Source organism: Halomonas hibernica, from assembly GCF_013183775.1.
GTDB classification, from domain to species: Bacteria; Pseudomonadota; Gammaproteobacteria; order Pseudomonadales; family Halomonadaceae; genus Vreelandella; species Vreelandella citrativorans.
In genome coordinates, this window is record NZ_VIFN01000011.1 from 22,240 (window position 1) to 36,816 (window position 14,577).

General features: G+C 55.7%; 13 protein-coding genes. 8 read left to right on the top strand and 5 right to left on the bottom strand.

Going from position 1 to position 14,577, the window contains the following annotated elements; translation table 11 throughout:
* Positions 1 to 23: 23 nt before the first annotated feature.
* The gene (gene sodC / locus FKN99_RS14670; RefSeq protein ID WP_172118576.1) at positions 24 to 572 is read right to left on the bottom strand and encodes a superoxide dismutase family protein; all 549 of its coding nucleotides are present in this window, start codon (positions 570 to 572) and stop codon (positions 24 to 26) included.
* 171 nt (positions 573 to 743) lie between these two features.
* On the opposite strand from sodC, the gene FKN99_RS14675 reads away from it, so the two are divergent.
* The 4 genes from FKN99_RS14675 (at position 744) to FKN99_RS14690 (ending at position 4,723) form a co-directional block, all read left to right on the top strand.
* Positions 744 to 1,517, top strand: a complete 774-nt coding sequence (locus FKN99_RS14675) for a pseudouridine synthase (protein ID WP_172118577.1) — start codon at positions 744 to 746, stop codon at positions 1,515 to 1,517.
* A 12-nt stretch (positions 1,518 to 1,529) separates the two neighbouring features.
* Positions 1,530 to 2,423 (top strand): tRNA cyclic N6-threonylcarbamoyladenosine(37) synthase TcdA, encoded by an 894-nt coding sequence (gene tcdA / locus FKN99_RS14680; RefSeq protein ID WP_172118578.1) that lies wholly within the window; start codon positions 1,530 to 1,532, stop codon positions 2,421 to 2,423.
* Complete coding sequence (locus FKN99_RS14685; RefSeq protein WP_172118579.1) at positions 2,420 to 2,638, top strand: DUF1653 domain-containing protein; 219 nt, start codon at positions 2,420 to 2,422, stop codon at positions 2,636 to 2,638. Before tcdA ends, FKN99_RS14685 begins: the two co-directional genes overlap by 4 nt.
* An 81-nt stretch (positions 2,639 to 2,719) precedes the next feature.
* Positions 2,720 to 4,723, top strand: a complete 2,004-nt coding sequence (locus FKN99_RS14690; protein WP_172118580.1) for a RecQ family ATP-dependent DNA helicase — start codon at positions 2,720 to 2,722, stop codon at positions 4,721 to 4,723.
* Here the strand turns inward: FKN99_RS14690 and FKN99_RS14695 are convergent.
* Together FKN99_RS14695 and FKN99_RS14700 are read right to left on the bottom strand one after the other, a co-directional pair.
* Positions 4,714 to 5,829: a metallophosphoesterase gene (locus FKN99_RS14695; protein WP_172118581.1), complete on the bottom strand. Its 1,116-nt coding sequence runs from the start codon at positions 5,827 to 5,829 to the stop codon at positions 4,714 to 4,716. The two genes, FKN99_RS14690 and FKN99_RS14695, sit on opposite strands and share 10 nt — an antisense overlap.
* A 161-nt stretch (positions 5,830 to 5,990) precedes the next feature.
* Entirely contained in the window at positions 5,991 to 6,941 is a 951-nt protein-coding gene (locus tag FKN99_RS14700) for a LysR family transcriptional regulator (protein WP_172118582.1), read from the bottom strand.
* Between the two features lie 173 nt (positions 6,942 to 7,114).
* Here FKN99_RS14700 and FKN99_RS14705 point away from each other — a divergent pair, with 173 nt between their 5' ends.
* The gene (locus FKN99_RS14705) at positions 7,115 to 8,173 is read left to right on the top strand and encodes an SDR family oxidoreductase (protein WP_172118583.1); all 1,059 of its coding nucleotides are present in this window, start codon (positions 7,115 to 7,117) and stop codon (positions 8,171 to 8,173) included.
* 264 nt (positions 8,174 to 8,437) lie between these two features.
* On the opposite strand, the gene FKN99_RS14710 is transcribed toward FKN99_RS14705, so the two are convergent.
* Entirely contained in the window at positions 8,438 to 9,001 is a 564-nt protein-coding gene (locus FKN99_RS14710; RefSeq protein ID WP_172118584.1) for a DUF2946 domain-containing protein, read from the bottom strand.
* A gap of 322 nt (positions 9,002 to 9,323) precedes the next feature.
* Between FKN99_RS14710 and FKN99_RS14715 the strand changes: the two genes are divergently transcribed.
* On the top strand, positions 9,324 to 10,652 hold the full coding sequence (locus FKN99_RS14715) for a PepSY-associated TM helix domain-containing protein (protein ID WP_172118585.1): 1,329 nt from the start codon (positions 9,324 to 9,326) through the stop codon (positions 10,650 to 10,652).
* A gap of 71 nt (positions 10,653 to 10,723) precedes the next feature.
* Here FKN99_RS14715 and zigA read toward each other — a convergent pair whose 3' ends face one another.
* Complete coding sequence (gene zigA, locus FKN99_RS14720; RefSeq protein WP_172118586.1) at positions 10,724 to 11,950, bottom strand: zinc metallochaperone GTPase ZigA; 1,227 nt, start codon at positions 11,948 to 11,950, stop codon at positions 10,724 to 10,726.
* Between the two features lie 270 nt (positions 11,951 to 12,220).
* On the opposite strand from zigA, the gene FKN99_RS14725 reads away from it, so the two are divergent.
* Together FKN99_RS14725 and eutC are read left to right on the top strand one after the other, a co-directional pair.
* Positions 12,221 to 13,636: an ethanolamine ammonia-lyase subunit EutB gene (locus tag FKN99_RS14725; RefSeq protein ID WP_172118587.1), complete on the top strand. Its 1,416-nt coding sequence runs from the start codon at positions 12,221 to 12,223 to the stop codon at positions 13,634 to 13,636.
* Complete coding sequence (gene eutC, locus FKN99_RS14730; protein WP_172118588.1) at positions 13,626 to 14,492, top strand: ethanolamine ammonia-lyase subunit EutC; 867 nt, start codon at positions 13,626 to 13,628, stop codon at positions 14,490 to 14,492. The genes FKN99_RS14725 and eutC overlap by 11 nt, the downstream gene beginning before the upstream one ends.
* Positions 14,493 to 14,577 lie beyond the last annotated feature (85 nt).

Sequence of the window (14,577 nt, forward strand, 5' to 3'; positions counted from 1 at the left end):
TCTTCTTGCGTAACGTAAGCGCGTTATGAAGGTGTCACACCGCAGAGCATGCGCGCACCACCGCCACCCAAGTGTGGCTCGTCTTCATACGTGTCGCCGCCCTCATGAATAATCAGGGCGCGGTCTGTTATGTCGTCCATGCTCAGCCGAGGTGCCAGCACGGGCAGGTTCGCTTCCCCATCGTCGTTGACGGTCAGTACCGGCAGGTCACCCAAGTGGCCTTCGCCATAAGGACCCTGATGAGTATCGGTATTGTCCGGGTCGTAGTGGCCGCCGGCGGCCTGGGCAGCGGTCATTTCGCCGTCATCGTTTTCGGCCGGTTCGCAGCTGGGGTTCTGGTGCAGGTGGAAACCATAAATACCTGGCTCTAGACCGGTGATGGAGGGCGTCAATAACACACCTCCGAGTTCGGAGCTTTCAATCGTCACGGTACCGAGCGCATCGTTTACACCTTCGGACGTTACCTCGTGCATATTCACTTCAAGCGATTCGCTCTCATTGGTTTGAGCACTAGCGGTAGTGGCCAGTAGCAGGGCTGCGGCGATACCGGTGAGCGGAGCTGAATAACGCATAGTTCGTTCTCCTTTCCTGTTCCGTGGAAGCCCCCGAAGGGGTGCCTTTACAAGGTAGTTGCCGAGTCCCCATGTTGCCAACGCTGGTTGGCTAGCTTTAACCTAACGTTACGGATGACATCAGCCTGCTCAGCCGCGACAATAGCGCCTCGTTTTTACCCAGGAAGTGCTATGTTGCCGCTTAGAATCCTCTATCAGGATGAGCACCTTGTCGCCGTGCATAAGCCCGCCGGGCTTTTAGTACACCGCTCGGCGCTGGCACGGGGTGAAACGCAGTTTTTGTTGCAGCAGCTGCGTGATCAGATAGGCAAACGCGTTTATCCTGTGCACCGGCTGGACCGGCCGACGTCGGGCGTTATTGTGTTTGCCCTCTCCTCGACTGTCGCCGGGCTTTTAAGCGAAGCGTTTAGTGAACGCCAGGTCGAAAAGCGCTACCTGGCGGTGGTGCGTGGCAAAGCACCTGATGAGGCGCGTCTGGACTATCCGCTACGTGAAGAGGATGGCTCGCGGCCTAAAGCAGAAATGCCTGCGATGCCCGCCATGACCGATATACGCCGCCTGGACAGTGTTGAGCTTCCCGTTCAGGTCGACCGCTACCCAGTAGCCCGTTATTCGCTTATGGAGGCGCGCCCGCTTACCGGGCGCCGCCATCAAATTCGCCGCCATTTATCCCGGCGCGGTTACCCCATCATTGGTGATGCCAAGCACGGTAAAAGCGTCCACAATCGCTTTTTTGCCGACCAACTGAATGCGCCACGCTTGTTGTTGGCGGCTACGCATTTAGCCTTTGATCACCCCGTGCTGGCTAAACGGGTTGCGCTAACCTGTGCCCTAGATGACACCATGACCGCCTTGTTCCATCATTTAGGCTGGGCAGGCCACCTGCCGTTGGACAGCGTGCGGACACCGCCGCTGACACCGCCCTCTGCCCTTCAAACGCTTTAAAAAGAGCTTGCCATGTCTACTACGCCTTCACTTCCACCGGTTACCCCGGCAAGTGCTGAGCCAGCCTCTGCTGGCACGGCTTCTAACGACCATGTTTCTAACGACTATGAATTCCGTTTTGGCGGTATTCGGCGCCTTTACGGGCAGCGTGCGGCTACCGCGTTTCGCCATGCGCATGTGGTGGTGGTGGGCGTAGGTGGCGTAGGTAGCTGGACAGTGGAGGCGCTGGCGCGCTCAGGTATCGGTAAGCTTACCTTGATCGACCTGGACGATGTGTGTGTCTCCAACGTCAACCGTCAACTGCACGCGTTGGATGGCACTATCGGTAAACCAAAAGTGGACGTGCTGGCGGAACGCTGTCGCCTGATTGCGCCTGACATCGACATCGTCGCTGACACGGCATTTGTCACGCCCACGAACCTGGCCGAGCGCATTCCCGAGGACGCCGACCATGTAGTGGATGCCATCGACAGCGTTATCGCCAAGGCCGCGCTGATTGCCTGGTGCAAGCGGCGTAAAATCCCGATTACCGTGACCGGTGCCGCCGGCGGGCAAACCGACCCCACACGTATTCAAGTGGCCGACTTAACCCGTACCGAGCACGACCCGCTGTTATCCAAAGTGCGCTCGCGTCTGCGCCGGGATTACAACTTCTCGCGCAACCCCAAGCGGCGCTTCTCGGTCGAGTGTGTCTACTCCGACGAGCAGCTGGTGTATCCCGGTAGCGACGGTGAAGTGTGCCTGCAAAAGCCCGGCAGCGGTGACGCCACCCGGCTGGACTGCGCCTCGGGTTTTGGCGCCGCCACGTTCGTCACCGGCACGTTCGGCTTTGTCGCAGCCTCCAAAGTGCTCGAACGCCTGGCTAAAAAAGCCAACCAGCCAGCCACTCAGAAGGAAAGCCAATGACCGCCCCCGTTCCCGGTATTTACCGCCACTATAAAGGCGCACTTTATGAAGTGGTTGGCACTGCCCACCACAGTGAAACCGAAGAGCCACTGGTGATCTACCGCGCCCTTTATGGGGAGTACGGGCTGTGGGTGCGCCCGCTTGAAATGTTTATGGAGACAGTAAATAAAGAGGGCCAGACCCAACCGCGCTTTGCGCTTGAAAAGGCATTTTAGTGCACTTTTTGAGCAGGTCAGATGGCTAATTCAGGCTGAAAAATCGCCGCATATTCCAGTACGTTACCATCAGGAAGCTATATGTCCTCACCGACGCCGCAACAAACGCTGAAAGACGTATTCGGTTTTGATGACTTTCGCGGCGGCCAGCAGGCCGTGGTCTCCCGGGTGTTAAAGGGCCACTCCACGGCGGCTATCTTCGCCACCGGTGCGGGGAAGTCACTGTGTTATCAGTTGCCTGCGCTGCATCTACCCCATTTAACGTTAGTGGTGTCACCGCTTTTAGCGCTGATGCAGGACCAGCTGGCCTTTTTAACCCGGCATGGCGTGGCGGCGGCCACTATTGATTCTACCCAGGACCGCGACACCGTGCGTGATGTGATGGAGCGCGCCAGAAGCGGCGAGTTGAAGATTCTCATGGTGTCGGTGGAGCGGCTCAAGAACGAGCGTTTCCGGAATTTTCTACGCCAGGTGAATATTTCGCTGTTAGTGGTCGATGAAGCCCACTGCTTGTCTGAATGGGGGCATAACTTTCGCCCGGACTATCTCAAGTTACCCGAGTACCAGCACGAGTTCGCAATCCCTCAAGTGTTGCTGCTGACCGCCACGGCCACGCCTGCGGTGATCGCCGACATGGGTGAGAAGTTTTCCATTGATCCAAACAATGTGATTACCACCGGCTTCTATCGGCCCAACCTTGAATTACTGGTGCACCCAGTGGCAGGTAACCGCCAGCAGCATCTGATTGATTGGCTAAAACCCCAAATGCAGCCGGGCAATGAAGCGCCCAGCATCATTTATGTCACCTTGCAGCAAACTGCTGAACAGGTAGCCAGCGCCTTGGCTGCCCAGGGAATCAACGCTCAGGCGTATCACGCGGGGCTGGATTCATCGCGACGAGACGAGATTCAGCGCCAGTTTATGAGCGGGGAGTCGCCGTGCATCGTGGCTACTATTGCGTTTGGCATGGGCATCGATAAAGGCAATATTCGCAACGTCGTGCACTTTGACCTGCCCAAATCCATCGAGAACTATAGCCAGGAGATCGGCCGGGCAGGGCGCGATGGCTTACCTTCCACTTGCCTGACCATGGCAGGGCGCGATGGCCTGCGTGTGCTGGAAAACTTTGTGTATGGCGATACGCCGGAATATGTGGGCATTGTGCGCTTGCTTGAAGAGATCGCCGCTGCCGGTGCCACGCCCGAGCGGCAATGGGAAGTGCTGCTCAATGTGTTGTCGCGCGATACCAATATTCGCCTGCTGCCATTGAAAACCCTGCTGGTACGGCTGGAAATGCACGGCATTATTGCACCGCGCTTTGCCTTTCTGGCGGAGTACCGGCTGCGTTATCACACTGAACCAGAGGCGCTGGTCGCGCGCTTTCAAGACGAACGGGCGACCTTTGTCCGCCTGCTGGTCGACAACATCCCCATCGCCCGCACTTGGGGGAGCGTGGATTTTGAACGGCTACATGCGGCTGGGCAGGCGCAGCAGATTGATGCCTCCCGCGCCCGTGTAATCACCGCTCTTGAGTACTTTCAGGACAAAGGCTGGCTAACGCTGGAAGGCAAACGAATGACCGACGTGTATGACGTCCGTCAGCCGGCATTCAGCCTTGAGAGGCTGGCGAACCAGCTATATGACGAGTGCTTAGTGCGCGAGCAAAGCGAGATTGAGCGACTGCAGGCCATGCTGGCGCTCTTTGAGTCCGATACATGCCTGACTCGGCGTTTAACCGAGCACTTTGGCGACACCACGTTAAGCGCAAGCGACGACAGCTGGTGCGGGCACTGCTCGGTCTGCTATGGGCATCGCGTTCAGTTGCCCGCCGCGCCGTCTTTACCGGCACTGACAGACGCCGATTTCAGCCGTTACGCCGTGCCCTTTATCGAGCGCCATACGGCGCAAACAGGCCAGCCTCCTAACAGCCAGCGGCTAGCCCATTTTTTGTGCGGCCTGAGTATGCCGGTGTTTACACCGCTCAAGGCGCGAAGCCTTGATGGCTTTGGTGTATTTGAACAGCGCGCCTACCCTGAAGTACGGCAGTGGGCCGAGCGGTGTCTTACCCTTGGCGCTTACCCCTGACGCAGCGTAATACGGGTGAGCTCTGAAGGCTTGCCTAAGCGCAGTGCAAAGCCAGGCCAGAGCCCGGTGCCGTTATTGACGTAAAGCGTCATTCCGTCAACATCGTAAAAGCCCGAGACAAAACCGTTATTGGCCAAGGCCACAATACGATCAAACCCCCAAATCATGCCGCCGTGGGTGTGGCCGGAAAGCTGCACATCAACCCCGGCGGCAGCTGCCCTGGTGGCATCAAAAGGCTGGTGGTCAAGCAGGATAATCGGCGCGCTAGCGGGAGCACCAGCGATTGCCTCGTCTACATCCGGCGCAGGCCAGCCGGTGCGCGGCGCCCTTAAATCGGTGATGCCAGCAAGTACCAGGTGGGCACCGTCTCGTGTGATCACAGCATGTTGATTGGCCAGCGTCTGCATACCAAGTGACTGGTAATGCGCCATCCACTGCTCGTACCCAAAGTAATATTCATGGTTGCCGGGGCTTGCATAAACGCCATCCGGCGCCGAAAGCGCTTGAAGCGGTGCTACATCCATCCGTCGGGTTTCAAGGTCGCCGTCGATCAGGTCGCCGGTAATTACGATTAAATCAGGCGCCAAGGCGTTGGTTTTGGTGACCACCGCTTTAACCCATGGCGCCTCAAATAACCGGCTGATATGCAGGTCGGTTAAATGAATTATTTGATATCCGTCAAACTGCGTGGGCAGCCCAGTAATGGCTACTTCAACCTCCTTCATGGGCGGTACGCGTACTGCCTGGTTGACCCCAAAGGCTGCGATTGCCAGCGCGATTATCCCGATCGCATAACGTAACGAGGCAGGGATTTTGAGTCGCCGCCTTTTTGCTGCCATTAAAAGAAGTGTTACCGCATCAACGATGAGTTGTAACGCCGCCAGGAAAAGAACGGTGCCGAACAGCCAGTTGATCATCAGCACCATACTTCTGGGTACCTCGGGGGAGAACATGCTGCCAAAGGCCAAAAACGTCAGCAGGTGGTGCTGTGACACGAGCAGCAGTAACGCGCTAAGGGCAATCTTGACCCATAACGGCCAACGCAGCGGTGCCAGGAAACGGGCAATAACCATCAGGCAGGGTATGGCAACGATGAAGTGAAACATCAAAGGGGACTCGTATAAGAGAGTGGGCGTAGTTATATAGATAAATGACTAAATTAGCTATTCATCAAAAAAGTGTAAAAATCGCTTGGTTCAACGCTACGTGCATTCGCAAAGTACTTTCGATACGTACTTTCGCTACGTACGTTCGCTAAGTGTTGCCACTAAGTACGTTCATCGGGCAGGCGTCTTTCGCGCCAGTTATCCCACGCGGGAGCTGGACCCACCATTTCAAACAGATGATCCAAAAAGGCGCTTACCTTTCGCGTATGCAGGCGACGCTGTGCGTACAGTACATGAATATCGCGCCTGCCGGGGGCCACCTCGCAGCGCCACGCTTCAAGCACGGGTAGCAGTTTTCCCGAGGCCAACTCATCGGCGATTAGCCAAGTGGGGAACATGACAAGCCCGTGCCCCATGAGCGCTGCTTGTACCAGGCTTTCGGCATCATTGCTACAAAGCGGGCCATCCACCTTGCAGGTCAGCGGTTGGTGCTGTTCGGGGTGGTGGAAGTACCAGCGCTGGCGACCCATTTCACCCTGGTAAAGTAGGCAACTGTGCTGAGCCAGGTCATCAGGCGTATTCGGCGTGCCTGCATTGTGTAAATAGCTCGGCGCGGCGGCCACCACGTAATTCATCGGGGCCAAGCGTCGTGCCACCAGTGTAGTGTCAGCAAGCTCACCTACGCGAAAGGTGATATCGATGCCCTCGCGTACCGGGTCAGTGAGTTGATCGGTCAGCATTAACTCGACGTTGACCGCCGGGTAGCGCTGCTGAAAGCGATGCAGAATAGGCATGATTTGACGCTGACCAAAGGCGACCGGCGCGTTTAAGCGCAGCACTCCGGAAGGCTCGGCATTTGGTGCTGTCAGCGCTTCGGTCGCCAGGTCGAGCTGTTCAAGGATGCCTCGCACGTCTTGATAGTAGCGCTCACCGGCTTCGGTCAGCGTCACTGCCCGCGTGTGCCGATAGAGCAGTTGCTGACCCAACGATTCTTCCAGGGACGCAATTTGGCGCGAGATAGACGACACAGCTCGATGAAAATGACGAGCCGTGGCGGTAAAGCTGCCGGTCGCGGCAACACGCTCGAAAACACGTAATGCATTGAGATCCATTGAGTTGCGCCTACAGCAATAAAGATTTGCGGTTTTTCCAATTGTAGCAACTTTGGCTGCTGTCCAGAATAAGCCTCAACCGATACGAGCCCAGCGTTCGTCGATTTTAGAACTCACTTTGTCAACACTCGCTGGATTGATGCGAGTTATCTCATTTGGATAAGGAGTCAATAATGCGTAAAGGCAACGCGCTTGTCGTAGGCGCGACAGGAATCATTGGCGGTAACCTGGCAAGCTATCTTAATGCCAGCGGCTGGACTGTTTATGGTTTATCACGCCGCGCCACTACCCAGACCGGTGTTATCCCTGTTGCCGTTGATCTGCTGGATCGCGAAGCGACCGAGAAAGCTCTGGCCGATTTACCCATCACGCACGTGTTCTACTGCACCTGGATCAAGCGCGATAGCGAAAAGGCCAATGTCGAGGCCAACGGCGCGATGATGCAGAACCTGTTGGATGCCTTGCAGGGCGCGAAAATCAAGCATGTCTCGCTGGTAACCGGCACCAAGCAGTACCTGGGATCTTTTGAGAGCTACGGCAGCGGCAAGACTGAAACGCCATTTCGCGAATCTGCGCCGCGCGTACCGGGTGATAACTTCTACTACGCCCTTGAAGACACCCTGTTCGCCGCCGCCGAACGTGACGGCTTCAACTGGAACGTGCACCGCCCGCATACCGTGATCGGCTATGCTCTGGGTAACGCCATGAACATGGGCGTGACGCTGGCGGTTTACGCGTCTATCTGCAAAGCAACCGGCAAGCCGTTTACCTTCCCAGGTTCGCAGGTGCAGTGGAATTCACTGACCGACCTAACCGATGCACTTGTACTGGCGCGTCAGTTAGAGTGGGCGGCCACCACTCCGGGTGTACACAACGAAGCATTCAACACTGTTAACGGTGACGTTTTCCGCTGGCGTCGGATGTGGCGTGAAATAGGCGAGTTCTTCGAACTGGAGGTGGCCGATTGCCCGGAAACGCCGCTGCCGCTGGAAACACAAATGGCCGATAGCGCGCCAATCTGGGCTGACATTGCTGAAAAGCATGACCTTGTTGAAGCCGATGTGACCAGGCTAGCTTCCTGGTGGCACTCCGATGCCGACCTTGGTCGTGAGCTTGAGTGCGTTAACGATGTGACCAAGTCACGCGATTTCGGCTTTGACCACTTCCGCGAAACCCGTGGTGCGTTTTTTGATCTGTTCACCCGCCTGCGCGCAGAACGCATTATCCCTTGAGTAATACCGCTTTCAGAAAAATCGCCACCGGGGTGCCTAATGGCACCCCGTTTTTGCGTTCCTGAGCACCTTCTTGGATGTGCTGGCTCAAGTGTGATGATGATACAAATGAGTTAACTGGATGCTGATTAAAAAGAGTAGCAAAGCTATTAATAATTTTAACGTATAGCAGTAAGTGTCGAGCTGTCTTGTTGTTAAGGGATGAGCTTAAAAGATATTTGTCGTATTTTTTTAAATATTAAGGCGAACTAAATCCGGGCCTTGTTATGCTTTTAAAAAGCCTAACAACCCTATTTCTTTTTTGCTTTTACGCGTTACTATTAACACTGTTCGCGTAGATGTTTTTAAATGCTCGACGATAAAAGAAGGCGGCCCGCGAGTTAACGCATGTGGATAGTTATACTGAATGAACGCACCGGTCTGGAACGTAAGAAATGCGCCACCCAACGCAACGAAGGCTTCGTGGGCAAGGGCGGGTAACGCAATAGAGAGCGACGGACTGTGTTGCCACAGCTCACAGTAGCCACACTGGTTGTGCCAGTCTGACAACGTGCTGGAAAGCGCGCGGCCAGTAGCCGTATCGGGTGGGGGATACGCTACAGGGTGTTCGGCGTGTTCATCCGTCGAGTGATGATGCTCAGCATCCGCATTGTGGTTATGACTGTTGCTGTGGTTATGGAGCTGGCTGTGAGCATGGTGGCCATGGTCGTGATGACTGGCCTGGAACTGAGAAATGAGCGGCCCCGCAAATAACAGACACATGGCTACCCACGCCATCGCTAACGTAACGCGATAGTAGGGTAAGCGTGCTGAGCGAGACAGCGGCATCAAATTCAGCCCTCACGGGGTTAACAAGAAGCGTGATTGTACCAGCCCGGTACTGTGTAACCATAAAATTATCCGTTAACGGTAGATTCCTTAAATAGCTAAGCCTTATGCGTCCTATGGTCGCACTCTTTATATGAATGATTTAAGAAGATGTTTGTAGCGTTTTAATCGTTAGCTTTTTTAAAGATTAATAATCCTTTGCATATACGTCATGTCGATAAAGCACGTTGTTTAATATCTCTTGGGAAATGATAAGTATGTCCTCAAAAAAAACGATCCAATGCTGCCCCGGCGAAATGGAAAAATTCTCTTTGCGCTATTAATGCGAATGCACTTTTATGTGGGGCTTTTGGTAGGTCCCTTTATCCTGGTGGCCGCCTTAAGCGGTATTGTCTACGTTTTAACACCTTCGGTGGAATCGTGGCTTTACCGTGATGCCTTAACAGTAAGTACCCAAGATGCACCGCAGCCGCTGGCACGGCAAATTGAAACGGCGCAGTGGGTGATAGGCCAGGACACGCTACCCGCCGCGGTTCGCCCCGCACCGGATGCGCACAGTACCACGCGTGTTATATTTGCTGATCCAGCGCTTGGACCCTCCGAGCATCGGGCTATTTTTATAGACCCGGCAACGCTTGACGTAAAAGGCGACATGACGGTGTACGGCACCAGCGGCATATTGCCGTTTCGCACGGCGCTTGATCAGTTTCACCGTGGTTTGCTGTTAGGTGATATAGGGCGTTTGTACAGCGAACTAGCGGCGTCATGGTTATGGATCATTGCGCTGCTGGGCCTGGTGCTTTGGTTAGCGCGACGTAAAACGCTTAAAAGCCCAGGCCCGCGTATGGCGGCAAGGCGCTTGCACGCAACCGTAGGTGTTTTTGCGCTCGTCGGGCTGCTGTTTTTCTCAGCCACGGGACTTACCTGGTCGCAATGGGCCGGTGGCAATATTGGCGAATTAAGACAGGCGTGGGGCTGGGGTACGCCAAGTGTATCGACCGTGCTTCCCGCGCTAGGGGATGCAATGAGCCATGATTCCCATGCCCATCACGACATGCATGCCGACCATGGTGTGAGCAGCGCCCCCGAAGCTGGGGATTTTGTAAGCACGGAAGGGTTCGACCAGGCGCTTGCGGCAGCGAGGCGTTCAGGGCTACTGGCAGACCAAATCCAGCTAGAACCGCCTGCCAGCGAAGGCCGAGCGTGGCGCGTATCAGAAATTGACCGGCGCTGGCCTACCCAGGTAGACCAGGTCGCGCTGAACCCAAGCGATATGCACATTCTTGAACAAACGGATTTTTCAACGTTTCCCTTGGCGGCAAAGCTAACGCGCTGGGGCATCGATTTACATATGGGCGTACTGTTCGGCCTGCCTAACCAACTGGTGCTGGCGCTATTTGCCGCCGCCCTGGTGTTTCTTATTGTCTGGGGTTATCGGATGTGGTGGCAGCGCGTTAAAAGCACCACGGTGAACCAGGCGCAGACCATGGCCGCGCTGTTTACCATGCTGAGCTTGCCCGCTCAGTTGGGCCTGCTCGCTATCCTGGCGCTTTTAGGGTTCGCCTTACCGGTATTGGGCGGCAGCTTAATCATTATTGCGATCATTGATGCGCTGCGCTGGGCGGCTTCCAGAAAGCCCCGAAGCGTGTAAAAACGCTGATAACAAGCACAATAGAAAAGGTCTCAGGTCGATACCTGAGGCCTTGGCGCTTGCAAGCAGATTTATTCCCACGCGGGGAAGGGGTCAGGCAGCGTTTTCCACATCTCCATGCCTTCCAGTAGTTCGCCTTCGTTGAGCAAGCAGGCATCCAGTGCGTCACGCATGCGGGCTTTATCCAGCCCTTGGCCGATAAACACCAGCTCCTGGCGCATATCCCCAAACGGCTCTTCCCACTTCTCGGTGATGAATTGGCGGTACTCGGGGTCAGTTGGCCAGCGCTCTTCAGGAACCGCCTTCCAGAACATACCGGCCATGCCATGATGGGCGATGCCGCCTGCCTGGCTCCACTGCCCGGCCCACTGAGGGCGAGTGGCCAGCCAGAAAAAACCTTTCGAGCGCAATAAACCCTCGCCAAACCACTCGGAATGCAGCAGGTCGTGAAATTTGGCCGGGTGAAATGGGCGACGGGCGTGATAAGCAAAGCTTCCGATGCCGTACTCTTCGGTTTCGGGTATGTGCTCGCCACGCATCTCTTTTAACCAGCCCGGCGCCTGCTGAGCGCGTTCAAAGTCAAACCTGCCAGTATTTAGCACTTTATTAAGCGGCACGCCGCCTTGGCGAATAGGGACCAGTTCGGCATCGGGGTTGAGGGAGTGCAAAATGGCTTTTAGTGCCTCCAGTTCTTTTTCGCTAATTAAATCCGTTTTACTAATCAGCAATACATCGCAGAACTCGATCTGATCCACCAGCAGGTCGGCAACGTTACGTTCATCCTCTTCGCCGAGACTTTCTCCTGCTTCCGCCAGGCTTTGCGCTTCACGGTATTGGGCAAGAAAGTTGGCACCATCAACGACCGTTACCAGCGTATCCAACCGGGCGATATGGGAAAGGCTTTGGCCGTCCTCATCCTCAAAGGTAAACGTTTCAGCCACTGGCAAGGGTTCGGAGATGCCGGTCGACTCAATAACCAGATAATCGAATTTTCCTTCCTTTGCCAACTGGTTGACCTCGATAAGCAGGTCTTCGCGCAGCGTGCAGCAAATGCACCCATTGCTCATCTCGACAAGGCGTTCTTCTGAGCGATTAAGCGCTACTTCGCTCTCAAGCGTTGATTCGCCCGGGCCACCGCGCACCAGCGCGGCGTCAATGTTCACCTCGCTCATATCGTTCACAATCACCGCCACGCGAAGGCCTTCACGGTTGGTGAGGATATGATTGAGCACGGTGGTTTTACCAGCACCCAGAAAGCCCGACAGCACGGTAACGGGCAGGGGAGAAAACGCAGTCATTACTAGCACACCTCTAAATGGTTTATGTTATGTGATAATATAACAATATGAAGGCGATTAGAAAGCGTGCATTAATTCAGCCAGGAAAAATTTCAGCGCTTGTATTGAGTAGACGCAGTAGCTGCGCAGCCCATTTGGCGTTTAAGGCACGCTGTTTGGAGCAGTTAGTTATTACCTTGAAGGCGGAAGAAGGGGGGAATGCATTGGGCGTAACGATCTCAAAAGCGCTATGGTGAATTCAGAACATCCAACGCGCGGCAGGTAAACACCATGGCCCAGACCTTTCAAACGACGGTAGGTAGCCGCCACTACCGCTTTAAAAGCCTGACCGAACTGATGGCCAAAGCGACCCCCGCGCGCTCGGGCGATCGTTTAGCGGGTGTGATCGCCGAAAGCGCTGAGGAGCGTGTGGTGGCACAGATGGTGTTGGCGGAACTGCCGTTGACTACTTTCTTGAACGACGCACTGATCCCCTACGAAGACGATGAAATCACCCGGCTGATTATCGATGAGCATGACGCCGAGGCCTTTGCGCCCCTTCGGCATTTAACGGTAGGGGATTTTCGTAACTGGCTGCTCTCGGATCAGGCAACCTCAGAAGTGCTCACCGCCGTTCGCGCTGGTATTACGCCGGAAATGGCCGCGGCGGTCAGCAAACTGATGCGCAATCAGGATCTGATTCTGGTGGGCAGAAAGTGCCGAGTTACCACGGCTTTTCGTAATACCATCGGCCTGCCAGGTCGGCTTTCTACCCGGCTACAGCCCAACCACCCGACGGACGATGTCACCGGCATTGCGGCGAGTATTCTGGACGGCCTGCTTTATGGTAGCGGCGACGCGGTCATCGGGGTTAATCCGGCCACCGATAACGTGGCTCAAAGCGTTAAGCTGATGCGCTTAATGGATGACGTGATTCAGAAATACCAGATTCCCACCCAGTCCTGTGTGCTTACCCATGTGACCAATACGTTGGAAGCCATTGAGCAGGGCGCCCCGGTGGACCTGGTGTTTCAGTCGATAGGCGGCACTGAAGCCACCAACCGCAGCTTCGGGTTTGATTTAAGCACGCTGGCCGAAGCCGAAGCGGCTGCCCAGTTGCTTAATCGGGGCACGGTGGGGCGCAACGTCATGTACTTTGAAACCGGCCAGGGCAGTTCGCTCTCTGCAGATGCTCACCACGGCCTGGACCAGCAAACCTGCGAGGCGCGTGCCTATGCAGTGGCGCGTAAATTCAGCCCGCTGTTGGTCAATACGGTGGTGGGGTTTATCGGCCCCGAGTACTTGTTCGATGGTAAAGAGATCACCCGGGCCGGGCTTGAGGACCATTTCTGCGGCAAGCTTTTGGGCGTGCCCATGGGCTGTGATGTTTGCTACACCAACCATGCTGAAGCCGACCAGAATGATATGGACAACCTGCTGACCCTGTTGGGCGTAGCGGGCTGCAATTTCGTGATGGGCATACCGGGGTCTGACGACATTATGCTCAATTATCAGACCACCTCGTTTCACGACGCGCTCTATGCCCGCCGCGTGCTTGGGCTAAAAGCCGCGCCGGAGTTTGAGCGCTGGCTTGGTGAGATGCAGATTTTCAACGATGTGAAAACACACACGCTAAACGACCAGGTGCCCGCCGCGTTCGCTAACAGCCTGCGCCACTTGCCCAGGGAGCCGCGCCATGACGTTTAAGCCAACGCCTATTGTTGTAGAGAACCCTTGGGAACGGCTGCGTGCATTTACCGATGCGCGTATTGGCTTGGGCCGGGCGGGCGTCAGCCTGCCTACCGGTAAGCTGCTGGAGTTTCAATTGGCCCACGCTCAGGCGCAGGATGCGGTGCATGCCCCGCTGGATGTCGAGGCGCTGGCTCAGCAGTTGCAAGAAGCCTTTGCGCTTGAACATGAGCCGCTTCGCTTGCACAGCCAAGTGGAGGACCGCGCCATGTATCTCCAGCGCCCCGATGTTGGCCGCCGGTTGAATGATGATTCGCGGGAGCGCTTACAAAATGCCCAAACGTCGCCATCACGCGCCGATCTGGCTGTGGTGATCGTCGATGGGCTTTCCGCTCTGGCGGTCCAGCAGAACAGCCAGCCATTTTTACAGGCGCTGTATCAGCAGTTTGAGCAGGACAACGCTGAGTGGCAGTTAGCGCCGCTCGCTATCGTCGAGCAGGGCCGGGTGGCGATTGGTGATGAAATTGGCGCGCTGCTCAATGCCGATGCGGTACTGGTGATGATCGGTGAGCGGCCCGGGCTGAGCTCGCCGGATAGCCTCGGGCTTTACATGACCTGGGCGCCCGAGCCGGGGCTTAAGGATGACCGGCGCAACTGCATTTCCAACGTGCGCCCAGCGGGCCTGAACATGGCGGAGGCGGCCCGGCGGCTATTTTTACTGCTTAAAGAAGCCCGTGAGCTGGAAATATCGGGCGTAAAATTAAAAGATCGCAGTGAAGACGGCGTATTTGAAGACAAGGTACTTGAAGATAGAGTACTTGAAGGCGACGCAGCCGCTCCGGGCGCAACGAAAAACTTTTTGGTCGCTGATTAGCGCTTATGCCGCACGACGTGACGAGGCTGTCCACTCACTCAATAAAGCGCCTTTGCTGAATGGCTTCATGGCGTTTCATCCTATA